The sequence below is a fragment of the Sphingopyxis sp. Root154 genome (genome assembly GCF_001427105.1).
GTDB lineage: Bacteria > Pseudomonadota > Alphaproteobacteria > Sphingomonadales > Sphingomonadaceae > Sphingopyxis.
Genome location: NZ_LMGI01000002.1, coordinates 997,732 through 1,014,159, shown reverse-complemented (window position 1 = coordinate 1,014,159; position 16,428 = coordinate 997,732). Strand labels below are relative to the sequence as shown.

The window sequence follows — 16,428 nt, the reverse complement described above, 5'->3', positions numbered from 1 at the left end:
TGATGCTCCTCCTTGTCTACACCTTCAATTTTATCGACCGACAGATATTGGGCATTCTCGCCGTGCCCGTTCAGGCGGAACTGGGCCTTAGCGATACGCAACTCGGCCTGCTGGGGGGCATCGCCTTTGCCCTGCTCTACTCGACTGCGGCCATTCCGCTGGCCTGGCTCGCCGATCGCACGGGCCGCACCTGGGTGATCACCGGCTCATTGGCAGTCTGGAGCGGCTTCACCGCCTTGTGCGGCCTGGCGGGCGGATTCTGGTCGCTCTTCCTTTGCCGGCTCGGCGTAGGGGTGGGCGAGGCGGGGGGCGTCGCACCGTCATTTTCTCTTATCTCGGATTATTTCCCGTCGGCACAGCGCGCGAGAGCCCTCGCCATCTATTCGCTCGGGATCCCGCTGGGCTCGGCTTTGGGCGTGTATTTCGGGGGCTATATCGCAGCGAACGTCGACTGGCGGGCCGCTTTCATTGTCGTGGGATTGGCCGGCATCGCGCTGGCCCCTCTGTTTCGGCTGATCGTTCGGGACCCTCCTCGCGCTGCCGGCGCGCCTGACACCATGCGCCTTCGGGGCGTTCTGGCCATCCTGTCACGAAAGCGCAGCTTCTGGTTCCTCGCGCTCGGCGCAGCGTCCAGCTCGATCATGGGCTATGGCATGGCGTTCTGGCTTCCGACGCTCCTGCAGCGCAGCTTTGGTCTCGATCTGGAGGGGACATCGCTCTTCTTCGGGACGATGCTGCTGCTCGGCGGGGGTGTCGGAGTACTGCTTGGTGGCGTGATCGGCGACCGCGTTGGCCGGAAGGACAAAAAAGCGCTCGCGAGGGTGCCGGCCTTTTGCTTTCTGGTCGCGGCGCCCGTCTTCGCCGGCGGCATATTGTCGGACTCGCTTCCGCTGACCTTTGTCCTGTTCACCATCCCGATGGCGTTGGGCTATGTGTGGCTGGCGCCGGTCATTGCTGCCGTCCAGCATCTCGTGCCGTCGCAAATGCGCACCACCGCCACAGCAAGCTTCCTGTTCATCAACAACCTGCTCGGCCCCGGGCTCGGCATCTATATATTGGGAGGGCTCTCGGACGCGTTGCTGCCGGTTTATGGCAGTGACGGGCTGAAATATGCGATGATGGGTTGCCTGCTGTTCTACGTCATTTCAGCGGTTATGATGCTACTCGGCGCCCGGTCACTCGATCGCGATTGGGTCGATTGATGGCAGTTGCGACCGTGCTTGCGATACCCATGCGTTGATGTGGAGGATGCGCTGACGTTGGCGGAAGGCATCGAGGTCTAACGTCTAAATCTGAACACCCTGAGAGCGAGCGCTCTGATGTGTCGCAGAACGTCCGCTCTCTTTGTTTGCTCGCCAGCAGCCGCCAGTCCGCAATCGGCCAGTCCCAGTGATTGCATGAGCTGGCTTCGGACGACCCGGATGCTGCCGGAACCTGTCTTTGCCGGCAGACGTTTAGTCGGTATCCAGAACGTAGCGGGGTGTGGGTCCAATCGGGTTCGCTGAGTTCTTGTTGTGGATGAGGACAGATAGTGGACGCACAGACGATACTCGTCGTCGAGGACGAGATCCTGATTAGATTCATCCTGGCGGATTCGCTGCGGGACATCGGATATCAAGTTCTGGAAGCTGGGGACGGCGCTGAGGGGCTCAACATTCTGAGTTCCGGGCAGGCCGTCGATCTCATTGTCACCGATGTCCGAATGCCCGGCGAAGTCGACGGGATGGAACTGACACGCCGCTCCAAATTGCTGGTCCCCGGTCGCCCCGTCATCGTCTGCTCGGCTCACTTATTTAAGTCGGAATCCTTTCCGGCTGACGAATTTCTTGCAAAACCCTACAGTATCGCCGCGCTCGCTGATGTGATCGCACGGCTGATTGGAGACCCATGGCAGAAGAGCTCCCAGGCCCACAGTGCCTGATCGTCGCCGACGCTGACGTCCTGATCCGCAACGCGCTCGCCGAATATCTTCGGCACTGCGGTTACAAGGTTTTTGAAGCGGCAACGTCCGATGAGGTGATCATCGCGCTCGAGGAGGGCGCCATGAAAATCGACGCACTGCTGGCGGACGTGGAGCTTTCGGGGCAGTTCAACGTGTTCGAGTTGCGGATATGGGTCAGGGACCGTTATCCCGATGTCGAGATTGTCCTTGCCGGCAACATCGATTCGGCAGCGAAGGCTGCAGGCCACTTATGCGATGAGGGCCCGCATCTCCAACGGCCCTATGATCCGGAAAGCGTGGCGGCTCACATCAAGCGACTCCTAGCTGCAACGCGGCGGTAAGCTCCCGAGCTCGTCTCGCTATGTTCGGAAGCAAGGGGCAAACCCCTATCGCGCCGACCGGCCGAAGCGCCCGGCGGATGATCCGCAAAATCCTTTGTTCCTGTTCCCGATCGAGAGAGCAGATCAGACTGCGGCGATCTCCGCTTCGTCATTGGCCGCGACCTGCCGTGCGATGTGCGCGGTACGGGTCAGCGACACACGTGTCCCCGGCGCGGCATTATCGACCGAGATTTGCGCGCCCAATTGTTTGGCGAGCGCCTGGAGTCGGCCTGGACCGCAGAACGCGGCCTTGTCGGCGACCATAGCGAGGGGCGGATGCTCGATCGCTATCGCCGACCATTGCCCCGGAAGGAGGGTATAGCATGCGGGCTGGACTGGCAGCGCACGAAATCGAAATGACTGGCAACTCTTCACGACGCGAAGGGAATGTTGTGGCCATTATTGGCTGTATCCCAACTTCGCTCGCCTCCTCACAATCGTATGCCTCAGTCTGGGCGCTACGAGGCGCCAGTCTTAAGGTCGCCGGTTCCCGCGGTAACGAGCACTGACGCGCTTCACATCGGGGAAGGCACAGATGGGGTGGAATGTGGACGCGGTGCTATGGCGGCTACACGCTTGCGGCTATATCAGCTATGGTAGAGGCGGGCGGACCGTTGACCGACGCCGGCGTCGAGGGGTGTAAAAACCGTGACTGCTCCAGGCAAAACGCTGAAACGAGCCGGAGTTGCGGTCACGATCTCGCCGTCGGTGTTGATCGGCATCGGACGCCGTGTTTCAATGTCGAATTCCACGCACCGCGCGGTCCGCACTTCCTTCCAGGCCCCGTGCGTGCCGCTCCGAAAGGCCCGCGCCATCAGGGCCGATTTCCAGAGGTTGCGCATTTCCAGGCTGTAGAGATCCAGCGCGCCGTCATCGATAGCGGCCGTCTCTTCAACGACATTGCCCCCGCCGTAGAGGCGGCCGTTCCCGATCGCGATCTGGTAGGTTCTGACACTCGTGCCGCTTCCCTTCTCTACAATCCTCGCGCGAAAGCGCCTCGCGCCCGCCATGATGCGGAGCGCCGCGACGGCATAGCCTAACCTTCCAAAACGCTTCTTGATGCCGGGGTCCATTTTCTGCGCCAACTCGCTGCTGAGACCGATGCTTGCGACATTGAAGAAGGCATGACCATTCACCATGCCGATATCGATCTGCTTTTTGTGGCCGGCAACTATGACGTCGGCGGCCGCGGCGAAGTCGAGAGGAATCGAAAGCGTCCGCGCGAGATCGTTGGCAGTGCCGGCCGGAATGATGCCTAGCGGGAGGCCGCTCTCGATCACCGCCGGTGCCGACGACGAGATCGATCCATCCCCGCCGCAAACGACGATCGCATCCGCCGACTGGTGTAAACGCGTGATGTCGCGCGCTATCTCGGGAAGATTTTCGAAAGGTTCGACGGTGACGACTAAGCCGCCGGCTTCGAGTTTGTTGTACACCGGCTCCAACGCGCCATCGCCCTGCCGCGCCTTCGCATTGTGGAGTAAAAGGACGCGCTTGCCGCTCGGTGATGGCATTGAATGGACCTATTGGAGGGAATGGGAAGGGAGGGGGCCGCTATATCCGATCTGCCTCCAAAGCCACACGGTCTGAAATTGGCAAATCGGCCGAACGGATGGCGTATAAGCGTTAGGACTGAAGCACTGCCGGGGCCCGCCTTCACCATTCCGGCAAGAATCGCGGCGTCCCAGTGGCGACGCGATATAGCCATGTTTCGCGGCTCGCCCAATCATGCTCGGTCCGTTCGTGCTGCGAAAGCCAGAGTGCAGCTTGAGCAAAATAAGGCTGACCGGGCTTTTGGATCTCATGACCCGTGCAAGAGTCGCTGTTTATGTTCGATGGCTGCCAGGATCAGTTCGGCACGCGACATCTCCCCGAAGAGGCGGAAAAACTCCGCATCTTTTATGTCGGCCCCGGGGTTCGAAGTGAGCCAGTCGGCGGCCGCGCTCCAAACGCTCGGGCGGCCTGTCAGCGTCCCCACAATCGCGTCGAAATCGGCATCCCCGGCATCCAGCGCTTCACCCCGCCGCAGCAACTCGGCTTCCACAGCGGCAAGGTCGGTCAGCGACAGCAGCGGCCAGCGGTCGTTGAAACCCGGCCATTCTGGAACGGCGATAGTCCATGGCACATTGGCGACGACCCAGTCGGCAATCTCTCCGGTCCGATCACGCCACTCCCGTGCCTCGCGAATATCCGTAACTTTGCAGTCGCCCGGTTGCTTGCCATGTCGAAGGTCAACCACGTCGCCACTGCACCCATAATGCCCGGTCAAGCTCACGCGTATTCGAGCGAAGTTTGCGGGCCACGGCCGCGCAGGCAATGACGATTGCGATCAGGCCGCTGATGATCATCAGTTGCGTTTCGATGACGATATCTCCGGTACTTTGCCCCTATCAATATTACGCGCCGGGCCGAAAAAAGGTCCATCACCCGCGAATATAAAGACGCGCGCTGCGGCCGACAGAAACGTCGAAGTTTTGGTTAAACCTTTTACAGAGAATATAATTCTGGAGTATTTTCAATTTGATGAAAAAATACGCGTTGAGTGATAAACACTGAGATATTCAACTGAATTTCGTCAAGTGCGATGAATGATATCTGAGGAGGGTGTTCATGAGCGTTACACGCTGACCAGCGCTTAGCAGGCGCGAGGCGGGGCGCTTGGAGAAAACAGATGAGAAATATTCTATTTGGCTTGGCAGTTTCCGCCGCTGCCGTCACGGGACCGGTCGCTGCCCAAGGACCGGTTGGAGGCTATCAAAACCGCGGCGTCACTTACCGCGACAGCGATGAAGGCCGCAGGAGCATGTCGGCGCGTATCAAGCAATTGCGCGACCGCATCGAGACCGGGGTCCAATCGGGTGCCATCAACCGCCAGGAGGCAATGCCGCTTCGTTCCGGGCTTCGCTCGCTGACCCAGTTGGAGCGGCGCTACAGCCGGAACGGCTTGAACGACCAGGAGACGCGCGATCTACGGACGCGCCTCCGCACGCTCAGCCAGGATGTGCGCCGTGCCGACGAAGGCGGGAGCGGACGATATGACGAATGGGATCGCCGCTACGGCCAAGACGATGACCGCTACGGCGATCGCGACGATCGTGACTATGGGCGCGATGATCGCCGCGATGACGGCGAGCGGTATCGGCAACCTGAGCAGCGCGGCGGCGTCATCGACAATGTCCTCGGCCGCAACGCCGCAACACTGGAAATCGGGGAGCGCGCGCCTTCGGGCTTATATGGTGTCCCGTACGACATGCGCGAGCGATATCGCGATACCGATCGCTTCTACTATCGCTCGGACGGTCGTCAAATCTATCAGATTGACGCGCGCACCCAGACGGTCATCCGTGTTTATATGATGAACCGCTAACGTCCTCGCACCTTGGTCGGCATTTGGCTGGCCAAGGTGTCGGCGCGCGTTGACAAGAGGCGCCGCGAGAAGCGGAAATAGTGTCGCGCAGTGGCGCCTCGGGCGTTTTAGCAGCTGGCAGGCTCTAGCGCGCCGTGAACGAAACCGCCCCTCAAATAAGTGTCGGCGATCTCGCACGCCGGCATGGCGCGCCCGTAGCGATAGCCTTGGGCTTCGTCGCAGCCAAGATTGACCAGCGCCGCTTCCTGTTCCGCAGGTTCGACACCTTCGGCAGCGGCATCCCCTTCCGGTCGATCCGCGCAATGAAACTGCGATCGATCTTGAGGCGGATGAACGGATATTGCTGGAGAAGGCTGAGGGACGCGAACCCGGTACCAAAATCGTCAAACGCGATGCCGACGCCCAGAGATCTCGGGCGGCGTGCTCCGCACGCCTGCGACCGGCGCTGGCGGTAGGTGTGTGTCACCGCCCGTTGGCATCTTGCCGCACCTTGTTCATGCCGACCCCTTGTGCGGAGCGGCTAAGTTGGCGCTCGCCCTGGTCCGTCATGGGATTGGTCACTTGCCGTTGCTTGCTCGAGCGCAACGGAACTTGCGGCTTCCGGGCTCGTATAAGGGGTGAAAGGGCCGTCCATTGCAAAGCGATCACATGATTTCCACGTCCCCTCCGGCACCGGTCGCCGACACCAAAGGCGACCCGCGCGATGCCGTGACGAATGCGCGTACGATCCTTGCGGTGGATGACGATCCGATCATCTTGATGAACACCGCCGCCCTACTCGAGGACCTCGGCCATTCGGTTTTTGAAGCGGGTTCGGGGCAAGAGGCGCTCGAATGTCTTGAGCGTCGCCCTGAAATCGATCTCCTGATCACCGATCACGCCATGCCCGGCATGACCGGAAGCGAGTTGATCGACGCCGCGCGCTCGCTCCGACCCGATATATCGATCATTCTCGCGACGGGATTTGCAGCGGAGGCAATCACGCGAGCGCGCGGCCTGACCAGGCTCAACAAGCCCTACAGCTTCGCCGAACTCGAGGCCGCGGTCGGCCGGGCGGACGATTAAAATTATCCATTCTCAACCGTCTCGGCAGGCCGGTTATCGTCCCGCGATGAAACCGAACTGCGCCGGGCCACGTTCTGTACCTCATGAAAACAAGATCGAAACACCTATCCGCAGGGCTCAATGCCATGGCTGACGCTTGCCGGAGGATCGGTCCCGCGAGCACGTGATCAACAGACCCAAGGCGCACCCACTTATGACGGTACACGACAAACGCATTACGTCCGGAAACTCGGGCCTCGACTTGATCTTGCGTGGCGGGCTGCCCGCCAGCCGCCTCTATCTGGTTGAGGGCATACCGGGGTCGGGCAAGACCACACTCGCGCTGCAATTTCTGCTTGATGGGGCGGAACGCGGCGAGTCCGTGCTCTACATCACGCTCTCCGAGACGAGCGAAGAATTGTCGATTGTAGCGGGGTCGCACGGCTGGTCGCTGGAGGATGTGGAGCTCTTCGAACTCGCCTCGGCCGAAGAAACCCTGGGGCCGGGGCGCGACCAGTCGATCCTTCATAGCTGGGAGATGGAGCTTGGTCGGACGATCGAATTGATCCGCGAACAGGTTGAGCGCGTGAAGCCCAAGCGTGTTGTGTTCGATAGCCTTTCCGAGCTCCGCTTGCTGGCGCAGGATTCGCTCCGCTACCGCCGCCAGCTTCTGCATCTCAAGCAATTCTTCTCGAAGCTCGACACGACCGTGCTGCTCGTCGATGACATGACCGGCGGTAGCGGCGAGCGCGACAATCACCTGCACAGCCTCTGTCATGGCGTAATTACCCTGGAGCGGCTGACGCTCGATTTCGGGGCGGCGCGGCGGCGCATGCAGGTCCAGAAGATGCGCGGGGTCGCCTTTGTCGCAGGCTATCACGACATGGTCCTTCGCAAGGGCGGCATCGATATATTCCCGCGCCTCATCGCGTCGGAACATCATGCGCCCTTCATCGGCGAACCAGTACCGAGCGGGGTCACCGAACTTGATGCGATGCTCGCGGGCGGCCCGCAGCGCGGCACGTCGATGCTGGTCACGGGTCCCGCCGGTTCTGGCAAGACCTCGCTCGCGCTCCAATATCTCGATGCGGCGTGCGAGCGCGGCGAGGTGTCGGTCATCTATGAATTCGACGAGCGCATCGGCACGATGATCACCCGGGCGAGTGCCTTCGGCATCAATCTGCAGCGCCACGTCGACAGCGGCACGCTGACCATTCGCCAGATGGATCCTGCCGAGATCGCGCCCGGGCAATTTGCCGCGATGGTCCGGTCTGAAGTCGAGGAGCGCAATGCGCGGTTCGCGCTGATCGACAGCCTCAACGGCTATGTCACGGCGATGCCGCAAGAACGGCAATTGATCCTCCAGTTGCACGAACTTCTGTCCTATCTGAACCAGGCCGGCGTCGTGTCGATCCTGATCAACCCGCAGCATGGCTTTTTCGGTACGATGAGTACAAACGGTCTGGACGTCTCCTATATCGCCGACATCGTGGTGCTTTTGCGCTTCTTCGAGAGCGAGGGTCGCATTCGCAAGGCTATCTCGATCGTCAAGAATCGCAGCGGTCATCATGAGGATGCGATCCGCGAACTGCGGATCGACGCTAAGGGCATTCGCGTCGGCGCGCCGCTATCCGAGTTCCGCGGGGTCCTGACGGGCACTCCCGAATATGTCGGATCGAGCGCGCCGCTGATGGAAGATCGGCGCTAGGTGCACAGGTCCGCCTCCGAAGGTCATCGGGTCCTCATCAGCGCCCCCTATGGCAATGATGCATCGAGTGTCGCAAATCTGCTCATCCAGCATGGCTATCACACGGCTGTTTGCCCGGCGCTGGAGGACATAGCCGAGGCGATCGATGCCGACGCCGGCGTCATCCTGGTCACCGAAGAAGCTCTTCGCGCTGACCTCGGGCCGCTTCACAGAGCGCTTGAGGCCCAGCCGGCCTGGTCCGATATCCCGTTTGTACTGCTGACCGGTCGCCAAGTCGGCCGGGCGATGGGACACGAAACCCTTCGGCGCCGGCTTCCGGACAGCGCGCTCAATGTCGTTCTTCTAGAGCGTCCGCTCAGCGCCGAATCGTTGACCAGCGCGATCGCCTCCGCGATGCGCGCGCGGCAGAAGCAGTTCGAGATTCGCGATCAATTGTCCGAGCTCGCCAGCGAGCGCACCCAGCTGTCTACACTGCTCGATGCGCTGCCCGTCGGGATCGCCTTCATTAATCCCGACGGCGCGACAAGACTGGCCAATCCCGAGTTCCTGCGTTTCCTGCCGACGGGCGTTACGCCGTCGCGGCTCGCTGACGGCGAGATGCGGTGGGAGGGGTATGAGGAGGATGGCAGCCGAATCCTGCGTGATCGGTTCGTGACCCCACGCGCTCTTTCGGGTGAGACCATTCAGGGCATAGAGTTTTTGCATCATCCCGCCGGCGGCGACAGCGTCTGGACGCGCGTTAGCGGGCTTCCGCTGCGCGACGAGGCAGGCCGTGTAACCGGCGCGATCTCGGTCATCGTCGATATCGACGACCAGAAGCGGGGTCAGGCCGCGCTTGCCGACGCGGCGCAGGAACTCGAAGCCCTTGTCGCGGAACGCACCGCCGAATTGACCGATGCCCTGGCGCGGCTCGAAGCAGAAGCGGAAGAACGAGCCCGTGCCGAAGAGGCGCTGCGCCAGTCGCATAAAATGGAAGCGGTCGGCCAGCTTACTGGCGGTATCGCACACGACTTCAACAATATGCTCACCGGCGTCACCGGCGCGATCGACGTTCTGAGGCGCCGAATTGCGACCGGCCGCCTCGACGATCTAGAGCGCTTCATGGATGCCGCGAGCAATTCCGCGCAGCGCGCCGCAGGACTGACCGCGCGCCTGCTCGCCTTTTCGCGGCGGCAATCGCTCGACAGCCGGGCGACCGATATCAACGCGCTTATCGCATCGCTCGAGGACCTCCTCCGCCGCACCATGAGCGAGCGGATCATGTTATCGACCCGATTGGCCGACGACCTGCCGGCGGCGATCGTCGATATGAACCAGCTGGAAAGCGCGGTGCTCAATCTTGCGATTAACGCGCGCGATGCCATGCCGGAAGGTGGCACCTTGCTCGTCGAAACAGGCCTGGCGCACCTCGATGACGGCGCGTGCGGCAGCCAGCCAGACCTGGAGCCGGGCAACTATGTCACGGTGACCGTGTCGGATACTGGGATTGGGATGGATGCCGCGACTCTCGGCAAGGTATTCGAGCCATTCTTCACGACCAAGCCGATCGGACAAGGTACCGGGCTGGGCCTGTCGATGGTCTATGGGTTCGTCAATCAGTCAAAGGGTTGCGTGAAGATTCAATCCGAAGTGGGAAAGGGAACTGCGGTCAGCATTTTCATTCCGGTTGCGGGATCGGCGGCCGAACCCGAGAAGGAGGCGCCCGCAGCCGTCCATCATGGTGACGGCGAGACCGTCCTGCTGGTTGAGGATGACGCCTCGGTACGGCTCCTCGTGTGCGATGTCCTCGGCGAACTCGGCTACAAGGCGGTAGAAGCGGCGGAACCCTATGCCGCGATCCGGCTACTCGAAAGCGGGGCCCGGTTCGATCTCATGATCACCGATGTCGGTTTGCCGAGCATGAACGGCCGCCAGCTCGCCGACATCGCGCGCCAGCATCTTCCCGATCTCCCGATCCTGTTTATCACTGCATATGCGCAGAATGCCGAGACCCGCACAGATTTCCTGGGCGCCAACATGCAGATGATTTCGAAGCCGTTTCAAATGCAGGTGCTGGCAAGAAAGATCGACGAAATGCTTAAGTGATGCCGGAGACGTGGACTAACGCTCACCGTCAGCCCGCGTTCGAGGCAGTGGATAGATTAGCAGGCAACGCGGGCCACGGCGGGACCTCATGGACTTTTCCCGTCGCAGGCCACGTAGGAGTGCGGCGAGCGCGCGCGCCGTACGCCGAGGAACTTCGCGGTGCCGCCGGTGTTGCAAGAAAGCGGGGGTAGAAACGCCGCGACGGAGAGATTTATGAAAAGCCCTTTTGTCTTAACGCTCGCCCTTGCGCTGGCGGCGTGCAGCGGGGCTGACGGCAACGCCCCCACCGAAACGACGACGGTCGCCGATGCGACGGTGCCCGAGGCCGATGTTCCGCCGCTTACCGATGCCCCGACGACGCCAGTCGATGCGGCGGGCTACATTGCCAAGGCCGGGGCTGGCGATATGTGGGAAATTGAATCTTCTAAAGCGCTGCTTGCCAAATCGGCCAATGCCGACGTCAAAGCCTTTGCTCAGATGATGATCGATCATCACGGCAAGTCGACCGCGAAGGTCGAGGCCGCCGCCGAAGAAGCCAAAATCACGGTGACGCCGCCGAAGCTCGGCTCAGCGCAGCAGACGACGCTCAATGAAATCGAAGCCGCCGACGCTGCCGACATCGATGCCGTCTATCTTGGGCATCAGAAATCCGCACATGATGCTGCGCTCGCGCTCCACCAGGGCTATGCATCGGGCGGCGACACCGCGAGCCTGAAGAAGGCTGCGAGGGAAATCATTCCAGTGGTGGAAGCGCATCGCACCGAGCTTTCGAAAATCATGTCCAAGAGCTGAGGTCCTCAGTCCCGACTGATCGGCGGACTTCCTTGAAAATGCGACCTCTTCGCGCAATCCTCCCTCCTTGTTCCGCCAGTTCGGTCTTCGACCGCGTCGGCGGAATTTTTTCGCGTCCATAAAAGAATGCCGGCGGCCCCAGTGGAGCTCGCCGGCAGGAATCGCGGGAAAGGGAGGATCCAGCGATCCCCGATACTATGGGAGGGGTTTGCGTCCGCCGCGGCCAAACACGAACCCGAGCACAACGAGCACGACGGCCACGACGAGCAAGATTTTCGCAAAGTCGGCGGAGAGCCCGGCGATGCCACCAAAGCCGAGCAATGCGGCGACAAGTGCGACGACGGCGAAAATGATGGCCCATCTGAACATATATACGCTCCTCTTGAGACGCGCGCCGTCACAGGCTCGAGCACCAAATGCGAGAGCTGCGGGACGCCGCCAATTCATCCTGTCCGGATATGGGATTAACGCCGGTTTATGATGAAAGTTCCTGCGCGTCGCGCTGCAACAGAAGGGATCGGCAGGCGTTTTGTAGAAGGGGACGGGGAGCTCAACCAGGAAACTTTATGCGCCGGCACCTACAGATTGCCATCACCCTGAACTTGGCCGCAACCGCGGCGCTCGCACTTCAGTCCTGCAAGGGCGATCCAGAGGTGGCCGCCCCGGCGCAATCGGGCCGCAGCGGGGATATCATAACCCTTGCCGACGGCGCGACGATGGTGGCCGCAAAGGGATCGCGCCCTCGCGCAATGGCCGAGTGGATAGCTACCGCGGGCCCCCGAGGCGGGAGCCTAGACCTGGCATCCGACACCTTTACGGGTGAAACTGCGGTCCTCTCGCGGACCGGCCTGGGCGACGCCGCGACGCTCGCATCCCTGCTCGACGCGACGGCCGACGCGCGCATAGTGCTCATCGTTCGCAAAGACCCCCAAGACGTTGCGGCGGGCGACCTCAGTAGCAAACGCGCGGATGCACTGGTCACCTTCCTGGAAGGTCGCGGGATCGCATCCGACCGTCTCGCCGTCCGAGCGGATCGATCGAAGCAAGGAGCGAACGAAGCGTCGCTGACGCTTGTTGCCGAGCGCGGTAGCTGGCGCGACCCGATAAAAGCTGCAGTCCGCAGCTGATGCGGGCATCGGAATGAACCCTTTATCGGCGCACCGGTTGTAACCCAGTGCCCACATTTTCAGCGCCCGAACCCTATATACTCTGGCTCACCGGTGCGGGCGTCCTGATCGCGCTCGTCGCATGGTTGCCGCTTGCGCTGAAGCGCTTGCCGCTGTCGCTGCCGATCATCTGCATCGCGATCGGCGGCGCGATCTTTGCGCTTCCCGGCGTCATTCTGCGCCCGCTGCCGATAGACTATCCCGACGTCACCGAGCGCTTCACCGAGTTCGTCGTCATCATTGCCCTGATGGGCGCAGGGCTCAAGCTCGACCGCCGGTTCAGCTGGCGGCAGTGGCGCGTGACATGGCGTCTGCTCGCCATCACCATGCCGCTCAGCATCGCCGCAATTGCCGTCATCGGCGGCTGGGGACTTGGCCTTCCATGGATCACCGCGCTCTTGCTCGGCGCTTGCCTCGCACCGACCGATCCGGTTCTTGCGAGCGACGTGCAGGTCGGTCCGCCGCGTACGGGCGAAGAGGACGAGGTCAGGTTCGGCCTGACCTCGGAGGCGGGCCTCAACGACGGGCTCGCCTTTCCGTTCGTCAATCTGGCAATTGCGCTCGCGCTGGCTGCGGCCACGGGCGAGCCGTGGATGGGCAAATGGCTGGCGCACAATGTCCTGTGGGAGATCGGTGCCGGCATCGCCGGCGGCTGGCTGGTCGGCAAGCTCTTCGGCTGGCTGACCTTTCATGTCCCCGCCGAAACCCGGTTCGCCAAGACCGGCGACGGACTGATCGCCATCGCCGCAACCTTTGTTTCCTATGGCGTCACCGAGATCGCCAACTGCTACGGCTTTCTCGCGGTCTTCGTGACGGCGCTGACGCTCCGCAGGTCGCACCGCGATCATCATTTCAATCATGAAATGCACGCGCTGACCGAGCAGGTCGAACGACTGGCGATGATGGTCCTGCTGATCCTGTTCGGCGGCGCGCTCGTCGAAGGGCTGCTGCGCCCGCTGCGTGCGGAGGATATTGTCGCGGCAGTCGCGATCATCCTCATCGTCAGGCCGCTCGCGGGCCTGATCGCGCTCGCGGGGTTGCGGGCAGCTGCCTCCGAAAAGCTGACGCTCGCTTTCTTCGGCATCAGAGGCGTCGGCTCCTTCTATTATCTTGCCTATGCGGTGAACCATATGGCGCTGGCCGAAAGTGCACGGCTCTGGGCGATCGTCGGGCTGGTCGTGCTGCTGTCGATCCTGCTTCACGGCTTGACGGTAACGCCGGCGATGCGGCTTCTCGACCGCCGTCACGGCCGCGATCCCGATGCCGCCACGACCCAAGTAGCGCCCGATAACGCTGCCTGACCCGGCCTGGCTGTCGCGCGTTACGTCGCGGCGTGCCAACGGCGACTATCGAAGCTGGCTATCCTTGCTACCGCGGCGGTTAATACCTGCGGGCCGGACGGCCGCGTCGCGCGCCGACTGGCAGCCGACGCATGTGCGGGTTCCGGGCAAAGCCAAGCGGCGTGCGTTTGGTATGTCCTCGCCGCAATCTTCGCAAAAATTGGCGCCGTCGCCGGTGGGGAGACGCGCACGCGCGATCTTCACCGCGTCGGACACCGTATCGTCGATCTGATCCTGCACCGCGCCATCGCGTGCCCAGCCGTTTGCCATAGCCTGTCTCCGTCGGTGAAACGCGCGACTGCCCTGGAGGCTCCCCGACGTAGATTTGCGGAGGAGGCGACGACGAAACGGCGGCCCCAATCGATTGGGACCGCCGCTTCTCGTTCCTCCGCTCGAAGCGGACGCGAATTAGTTCGCGTTCAGCTGATGCTTCAACGCCGACATCTGGTCATGGCCTTCGCGCACCGAGTTGAAGGCGGTCTGGATCAGCTGGCGCACCGCCGGATCGAGATCCTCGTCCTTGAGCGCGCTTTCGAACTTCGCCTTGATATGGTCCTCGCCGCGCTCGACTTCGGCGACGACGGCCGCATCATCGCGTTCGCCGGTCAGCTTGTCGCGCAGACCAAGAAAGGCGCGGTGCGCCGACGCGAGAACGGTGCCGTCGTCTTCGGGATTGCCGCCGAGTTCGCGGACCTTCGCCTGGAAATTCGTGACAACCGCCTGACGCTCGTTCGCGCGGCTCAGAAACTGGTCCTTGAACTGCGCGGCATTCGCTTCGTCGGCGGCCTTGCGATAGCCATCGACGCTGTCGAGCGTGGTTGCAATCAATGAGTTGAGCGTCGCGACATTCTTGTTATCGAACATTTTGAGATCCTTTTAGAAAATGGCGAAAGGTCGTGCCGCATCAACCCTCGCCCCGAGCGCGAGTTGCACTGCACGGCGAGAAACTAACTTGCATCATGACGATAAGGCCGCGCGCTTGCGTCCGGCGCGCGACAGCATCCGGAGCGAGGCCGACATTGAAGCCGAACGTCTTGAGCAGGAGGTCGAGGCGGCGCGCAAAGCCGCGGATCGGCGCGCCGAAGCGGTGAAGGGCGAGGTTGCGAAATAATGGAGCGGCGAGGTCAACATCGTTCGCCGTTCATATGGCTTAGGAATTAGCGGCTTCCGCCTACCGGAGCATCGGCTCCCGTTTTCGGTCCGTTATCAGTGCGTATCGGCTTATGGCCGCCGCCGGCCTGCGTATCCGAGTCATAATCTTCGGGATTTCCGCCACCGCCCGCGCCCGCGCCACTGCCGGTTACGGGGCCGCTGCCGACCTTGTTTGCGCGGCGGCCGCGGTTCGAGGCGCCGGTGAGGTCACCGTCTTCGCGTTCCTTTTTCGGATAATCATCGGGGAGAACCGTCCCGACATTCTCGCGGTCCTCGACCTTTTGGGGCGGGAGCGAGCCGGGCGTGGGGGCTTTGTCGGTCATCGAAATCTCCTTTGGTTCGGGCTCGAACGTTCGGCGTGTCAGTAAGTCGAGGGTGGATCGCTCGCGGGGAAAGATTCGTCGGCCGCCTGATCGACGCTGTCCCATGTTCGCCGTGCGTCGCTGCGCATCCCATCGGGACCCGCCGAGCGCGTCTGGTCGAAATTTTCGCGGTCGGTTTCGCTGTCGGCAAAGGCCGCCGAATGATTGTCATCCTTAGGGAATTTCGGTTCGGTCTTGCGCGTAAACCAATAGATCGCGCCGAGTACGGCGACGCCCAGAAATTTGCCGAAGCCCGATGTTTTGCCGGGTTGTTGTGCTGCTGCCATTATCTTCTCCTCTTCGGTGAAGAAACGGAAGGGCGCGGCCATGGTTGCCCGATTGATATGGATCAGTCGTTTTGTCGCGCTAATCGCATGCCGCGGGCCGGCGGCGCCTATGCTTGCTGGGGCCGGATTTCGAAACCGATCACCCTGGCATCGGAAGACAGCGCCGTGGCGAGCCGTTCGCCGCGCTCCTCGTCATAGCCATTGGCGATCGCGCCATATTCCATGATGTCGTCGGCGAGGAGTTGCTCGATCGTGATGAAGGCGAGGCCATGGCCCGCGAGCAGCGCCCCGAACGCCTGCGCGCCTTCCGCGTCGGATCGGCGATAGCGCGCCTTGAGATGCACGACGCGGCGTTGCGGGGCGCGCTTCTCGGTGATCGAGACGGCCGCGAGGACGAGCAGCGTTGCCGCCGCTCCAAATATCGCCAGCTCGTAAAAGCCGATCCCGAACAGGATGCCGAGCGTCGCGGTCATCCAGAGCGAGGCCGCGGTGGTGAGCCCGCGCACGTTCAGGCCCTCGCGAAAAATCACGCCGCCGCACAGAAAGCCGATGCCCGTCAAAATGCCATGCGCCATGCGGACGGGATCGATCCGCACGACCTCGACAGGGGCGTCGTTGAGCCATGCCATCTGGTGAACGGCCGAAAGCATCAGCAGGCAGCAGGAGAGCCCGACGAGAATATGGGTGCGCAGCCCCGCGGGGCTCGCCCGATATTCCCGCTCGGCGCCGATGACCGCGCCCGCGACGACGGCGCCCAGGATCGGCCAGAACAGATCGGGGCTCAGCAATTCCATATTTTTCTT

Annotated in this window: 21 protein-coding genes and 1 pseudogene; 12 read left to right on the top strand and 10 right to left on the bottom strand. The window is 62.1% G+C overall.

What is annotated here, in order from left to right; all coding sequences use genetic code 11:
• Positions 1–2: 2 nt before the first annotated feature.
• From ASD73_RS10490 to ASD73_RS10480, 3 genes are all read left to right on the top strand, one after another.
• On the top strand, positions 3–1,202 hold the full coding sequence (locus ASD73_RS10490; protein WP_056373489.1) for a spinster family MFS transporter: 1,200 nt from the start codon (positions 3–5) through the stop codon (positions 1,200–1,202).
• A gap of 329 nt (positions 1,203–1,531) precedes the next feature.
• Positions 1,532–1,921, top strand: a complete 390-nt coding sequence (locus ASD73_RS10485; RefSeq protein WP_056372097.1) for a response regulator — start codon at positions 1,532–1,534, stop codon at positions 1,919–1,921.
• Positions 1,888–2,283, top strand: coding sequence for a response regulator (locus ASD73_RS10480; protein WP_056372095.1), 396 nt, complete (start codon positions 1,888–1,890; stop codon positions 2,281–2,283). The genes ASD73_RS10485 and ASD73_RS10480 overlap by 34 nt, the downstream gene beginning before the upstream one ends.
• A 123-nt stretch (positions 2,284–2,406) precedes the next feature.
• Here ASD73_RS10480 and ASD73_RS10475 read toward each other — a convergent pair whose 3' ends face one another.
• The 3 genes from ASD73_RS10475 to ASD73_RS10465 all read right to left on the bottom strand — a co-directional run bounded on the left by ASD73_RS10475 (position 2,407) and on the right by ASD73_RS10465 (position 4,591).
• A complete protein-coding gene (locus ASD73_RS10475) occupies positions 2,407–2,586 on the bottom strand; it encodes a hypothetical protein (RefSeq protein WP_056372093.1) in 180 nt (59 codons plus the stop codon).
• Positions 2,587–2,909: 323 nt separating this feature from the next.
• A complete protein-coding gene (locus tag ASD73_RS10470; protein ID WP_056372091.1) occupies positions 2,910–3,836 on the bottom strand; it encodes a lipid kinase in 927 nt (308 codons plus the stop codon).
• A 287-nt stretch (positions 3,837–4,123) separates the two neighbouring features.
• The gene (locus tag ASD73_RS10465) at positions 4,124–4,591 is read right to left on the bottom strand and encodes a hypothetical protein (protein ID WP_156377356.1); all 468 of its coding nucleotides are present in this window, start codon (positions 4,589–4,591) and stop codon (positions 4,124–4,126) included.
• Positions 4,592–5,146: 555 nt separating this feature from the next.
• On the opposite strand from ASD73_RS10465, the gene ASD73_RS10460 reads away from it, so the two are divergent.
• The gene (locus tag ASD73_RS10460) at positions 5,147–5,689 is read left to right on the top strand and encodes a hypothetical protein (protein WP_156377355.1); all 543 of its coding nucleotides are present in this window, start codon (positions 5,147–5,149) and stop codon (positions 5,687–5,689) included.
• Between the two features lie 151 nt (positions 5,690–5,840).
• On the opposite strand, the gene ASD73_RS10455 is transcribed toward ASD73_RS10460, so the two are convergent.
• The gene (locus tag ASD73_RS10455) at positions 5,841–6,155 is read right to left on the bottom strand and encodes an EAL domain-containing protein (protein WP_056372085.1); all 315 of its coding nucleotides are present in this window, start codon (positions 6,153–6,155) and stop codon (positions 5,841–5,843) included.
• Positions 6,156–6,337: 182 nt separating this feature from the next.
• Here ASD73_RS10455 and ASD73_RS10445 point away from each other — a divergent pair, with 182 nt between their 5' ends.
• The 5 genes and pseudogenes from ASD73_RS10445 (at position 6,338) to ASD73_RS10430 (ending at position 11,318) form a co-directional block, all read left to right on the top strand.
• Entirely contained in the window at positions 6,338–6,754 is a 417-nt protein-coding gene (locus ASD73_RS10445) for a response regulator (protein WP_056372083.1), read from the top strand.
• A 193-nt stretch (positions 6,755–6,947) separates the two neighbouring features.
• Positions 6,948–8,441: an ATPase domain-containing protein gene (locus ASD73_RS10440; protein ID WP_056372081.1), complete on the top strand. Its 1,494-nt coding sequence runs from the start codon at positions 6,948–6,950 to the stop codon at positions 8,439–8,441.
• Positions 8,442–8,726: 285 nt separating this feature from the next.
• Positions 8,727–9,218, top strand: a pseudogene (locus tag ASD73_RS23195) (PAS domain-containing protein); the annotation flags it as partial.
• Positions 9,219–9,410: 192 nt separating this feature from the next.
• Positions 9,411–10,526, top strand: coding sequence for an ATP-binding protein (locus ASD73_RS23190; RefSeq protein ID WP_235534468.1), 1,116 nt, complete (start codon positions 9,411–9,413; stop codon positions 10,524–10,526).
• Between the two features lie 213 nt (positions 10,527–10,739).
• On the top strand, positions 10,740–11,318 hold the full coding sequence (locus tag ASD73_RS10430; protein WP_056372076.1) for a DUF4142 domain-containing protein: 579 nt from the start codon (positions 10,740–10,742) through the stop codon (positions 11,316–11,318).
• 195 nt (positions 11,319–11,513) lie between these two features.
• Here the strand turns inward: ASD73_RS10430 and ASD73_RS22285 are convergent, their stop codons facing one another.
• Entirely contained in the window at positions 11,514–11,687 is a 174-nt protein-coding gene (locus ASD73_RS22285) for a DUF1328 family protein (protein WP_082521477.1), read from the bottom strand.
• A gap of 197 nt (positions 11,688–11,884) precedes the next feature.
• Here ASD73_RS22285 and ASD73_RS10425 point away from each other — a divergent pair, with 197 nt between their 5' ends.
• Both ASD73_RS10425 and ASD73_RS10420 read left to right on the top strand, forming a co-directional pair.
• Positions 11,885–12,445, top strand: coding sequence for a hypothetical protein (locus ASD73_RS10425; RefSeq protein ID WP_056372074.1), 561 nt, complete (start codon positions 11,885–11,887; stop codon positions 12,443–12,445).
• A gap of 47 nt (positions 12,446–12,492) precedes the next feature.
• Positions 12,493–13,785, top strand: coding sequence for a cation:proton antiporter (locus ASD73_RS10420; RefSeq protein ID WP_056372072.1), 1,293 nt, complete (start codon positions 12,493–12,495; stop codon positions 13,783–13,785).
• A 45-nt stretch (positions 13,786–13,830) separates the two neighbouring features.
• Here the strand turns inward: ASD73_RS10420 and ASD73_RS10415 are convergent, their stop codons facing one another.
• Together ASD73_RS10415 and ASD73_RS10410 are read right to left on the bottom strand one after the other, a co-directional pair.
• Positions 13,831–14,094, bottom strand: coding sequence for a DksA/TraR family C4-type zinc finger protein (locus ASD73_RS10415; RefSeq protein ID WP_056372069.1), 264 nt, complete (start codon positions 14,092–14,094; stop codon positions 13,831–13,833).
• Between the two features lie 138 nt (positions 14,095–14,232).
• Positions 14,233–14,688, bottom strand: coding sequence for a PA2169 family four-helix-bundle protein (locus tag ASD73_RS10410; RefSeq protein WP_056372067.1), 456 nt, complete (start codon positions 14,686–14,688; stop codon positions 14,233–14,235).
• Positions 14,689–14,776: 88 nt separating this feature from the next.
• Between ASD73_RS10410 and ASD73_RS22765 the strand changes: the two genes are divergently transcribed.
• On the top strand, positions 14,777–14,935 hold the full coding sequence (locus tag ASD73_RS22765; protein ID WP_156377354.1) for a hypothetical protein: 159 nt from the start codon (positions 14,777–14,779) through the stop codon (positions 14,933–14,935).
• Positions 14,936–14,981: 46 nt separating this feature from the next.
• On the opposite strand, the gene ASD73_RS10405 is transcribed toward ASD73_RS22765, so the two are convergent.
• The 3 genes from ASD73_RS10405 to ASD73_RS10395 all read right to left on the bottom strand — a co-directional run bounded on the left by ASD73_RS10405 (position 14,982) and on the right by ASD73_RS10395 (position 16,419).
• On the bottom strand, positions 14,982–15,299 hold the full coding sequence (locus ASD73_RS10405; RefSeq protein WP_082521476.1) for a hypothetical protein: 318 nt from the start codon (positions 15,297–15,299) through the stop codon (positions 14,982–14,984).
• A 38-nt stretch (positions 15,300–15,337) separates the two neighbouring features.
• The gene (locus ASD73_RS10400; protein WP_056373486.1) at positions 15,338–15,625 is read right to left on the bottom strand and encodes a hypothetical protein; all 288 of its coding nucleotides are present in this window, start codon (positions 15,623–15,625) and stop codon (positions 15,338–15,340) included.
• Between the two features lie 107 nt (positions 15,626–15,732).
• Entirely contained in the window at positions 15,733–16,419 is a 687-nt protein-coding gene (locus tag ASD73_RS10395; protein ID WP_056372063.1) for an MgtC/SapB family protein, read from the bottom strand.
• Between the last annotated feature and the right edge of the window lie 9 nt (positions 16,420–16,428).

What these genes read in the sequence shown, in the direction of transcription:
- ASD73_RS10490 (WP_056373489.1), top strand. Translation starts at nt 3, where the DNA reads ATGCTCCTCCTTGTCTACACCTTCAATTTTATCGACCGACAGATATTG.
- ASD73_RS10480 (WP_056372095.1), top strand. Translation starts at nt 1,888, where the DNA reads ATGGCAGAAGAGCTCCCAGGCCCACAGTGCCTGATCGTCGCCGACGCT.
- ASD73_RS10475 (WP_056372093.1), bottom strand. Translation starts at nt 2,586, where the DNA reads ATGGTCGCCGACAAGGCCGCGTTCTGCGGTCCAGGCCGACTCCAGGCG.
- ASD73_RS10470 (WP_056372091.1), bottom strand. Translation starts at nt 3,836, where the DNA reads ATGCCATCACCGAGCGGCAAGCGCGTCCTTTTACTCCACAATGCGAAG.
- ASD73_RS10445 (WP_056372083.1), top strand. Translation starts at nt 6,338, where the DNA reads ATGATTTCCACGTCCCCTCCGGCACCGGTCGCCGACACCAAAGGCGAC.
- ASD73_RS10440 (WP_056372081.1), top strand. Translation starts at nt 6,948, where the DNA reads ATGACGGTACACGACAAACGCATTACGTCCGGAAACTCGGGCCTCGAC.
- ASD73_RS23190 (WP_235534468.1), top strand. Translation starts at nt 9,411, where the DNA reads ATGGAAGCGGTCGGCCAGCTTACTGGCGGTATCGCACACGACTTCAAC.
- ASD73_RS10430 (WP_056372076.1), top strand. Translation starts at nt 10,740, where the DNA reads ATGAAAAGCCCTTTTGTCTTAACGCTCGCCCTTGCGCTGGCGGCGTGC.
- ASD73_RS22285 (WP_082521477.1), bottom strand. Translation starts at nt 11,687, where the DNA reads ATGTTCAGATGGGCCATCATTTTCGCCGTCGTCGCACTTGTCGCCGCA.
- ASD73_RS10425 (WP_056372074.1), top strand. Translation starts at nt 11,885, where the DNA reads ATGCGCCGGCACCTACAGATTGCCATCACCCTGAACTTGGCCGCAACC.
- ASD73_RS10415 (WP_056372069.1), bottom strand. Translation starts at nt 14,094, where the DNA reads ATGGCAAACGGCTGGGCACGCGATGGCGCGGTGCAGGATCAGATCGAC.
- ASD73_RS10410 (WP_056372067.1), bottom strand. Translation starts at nt 14,688, where the DNA reads ATGTTCGATAACAAGAATGTCGCGACGCTCAACTCATTGATTGCAACC.
- ASD73_RS10405 (WP_082521476.1), bottom strand. Translation starts at nt 15,299, where the DNA reads ATGACCGACAAAGCCCCCACGCCCGGCTCGCTCCCGCCCCAAAAGGTC.
- ASD73_RS10400 (WP_056373486.1), bottom strand. Translation starts at nt 15,625, where the DNA reads ATGGCAGCAGCACAACAACCCGGCAAAACATCGGGCTTCGGCAAATTT.
- ASD73_RS10395 (WP_056372063.1), bottom strand. Translation starts at nt 16,419, where the DNA reads ATGGAATTGCTGAGCCCCGATCTGTTCTGGCCGATCCTGGGCGCCGTC.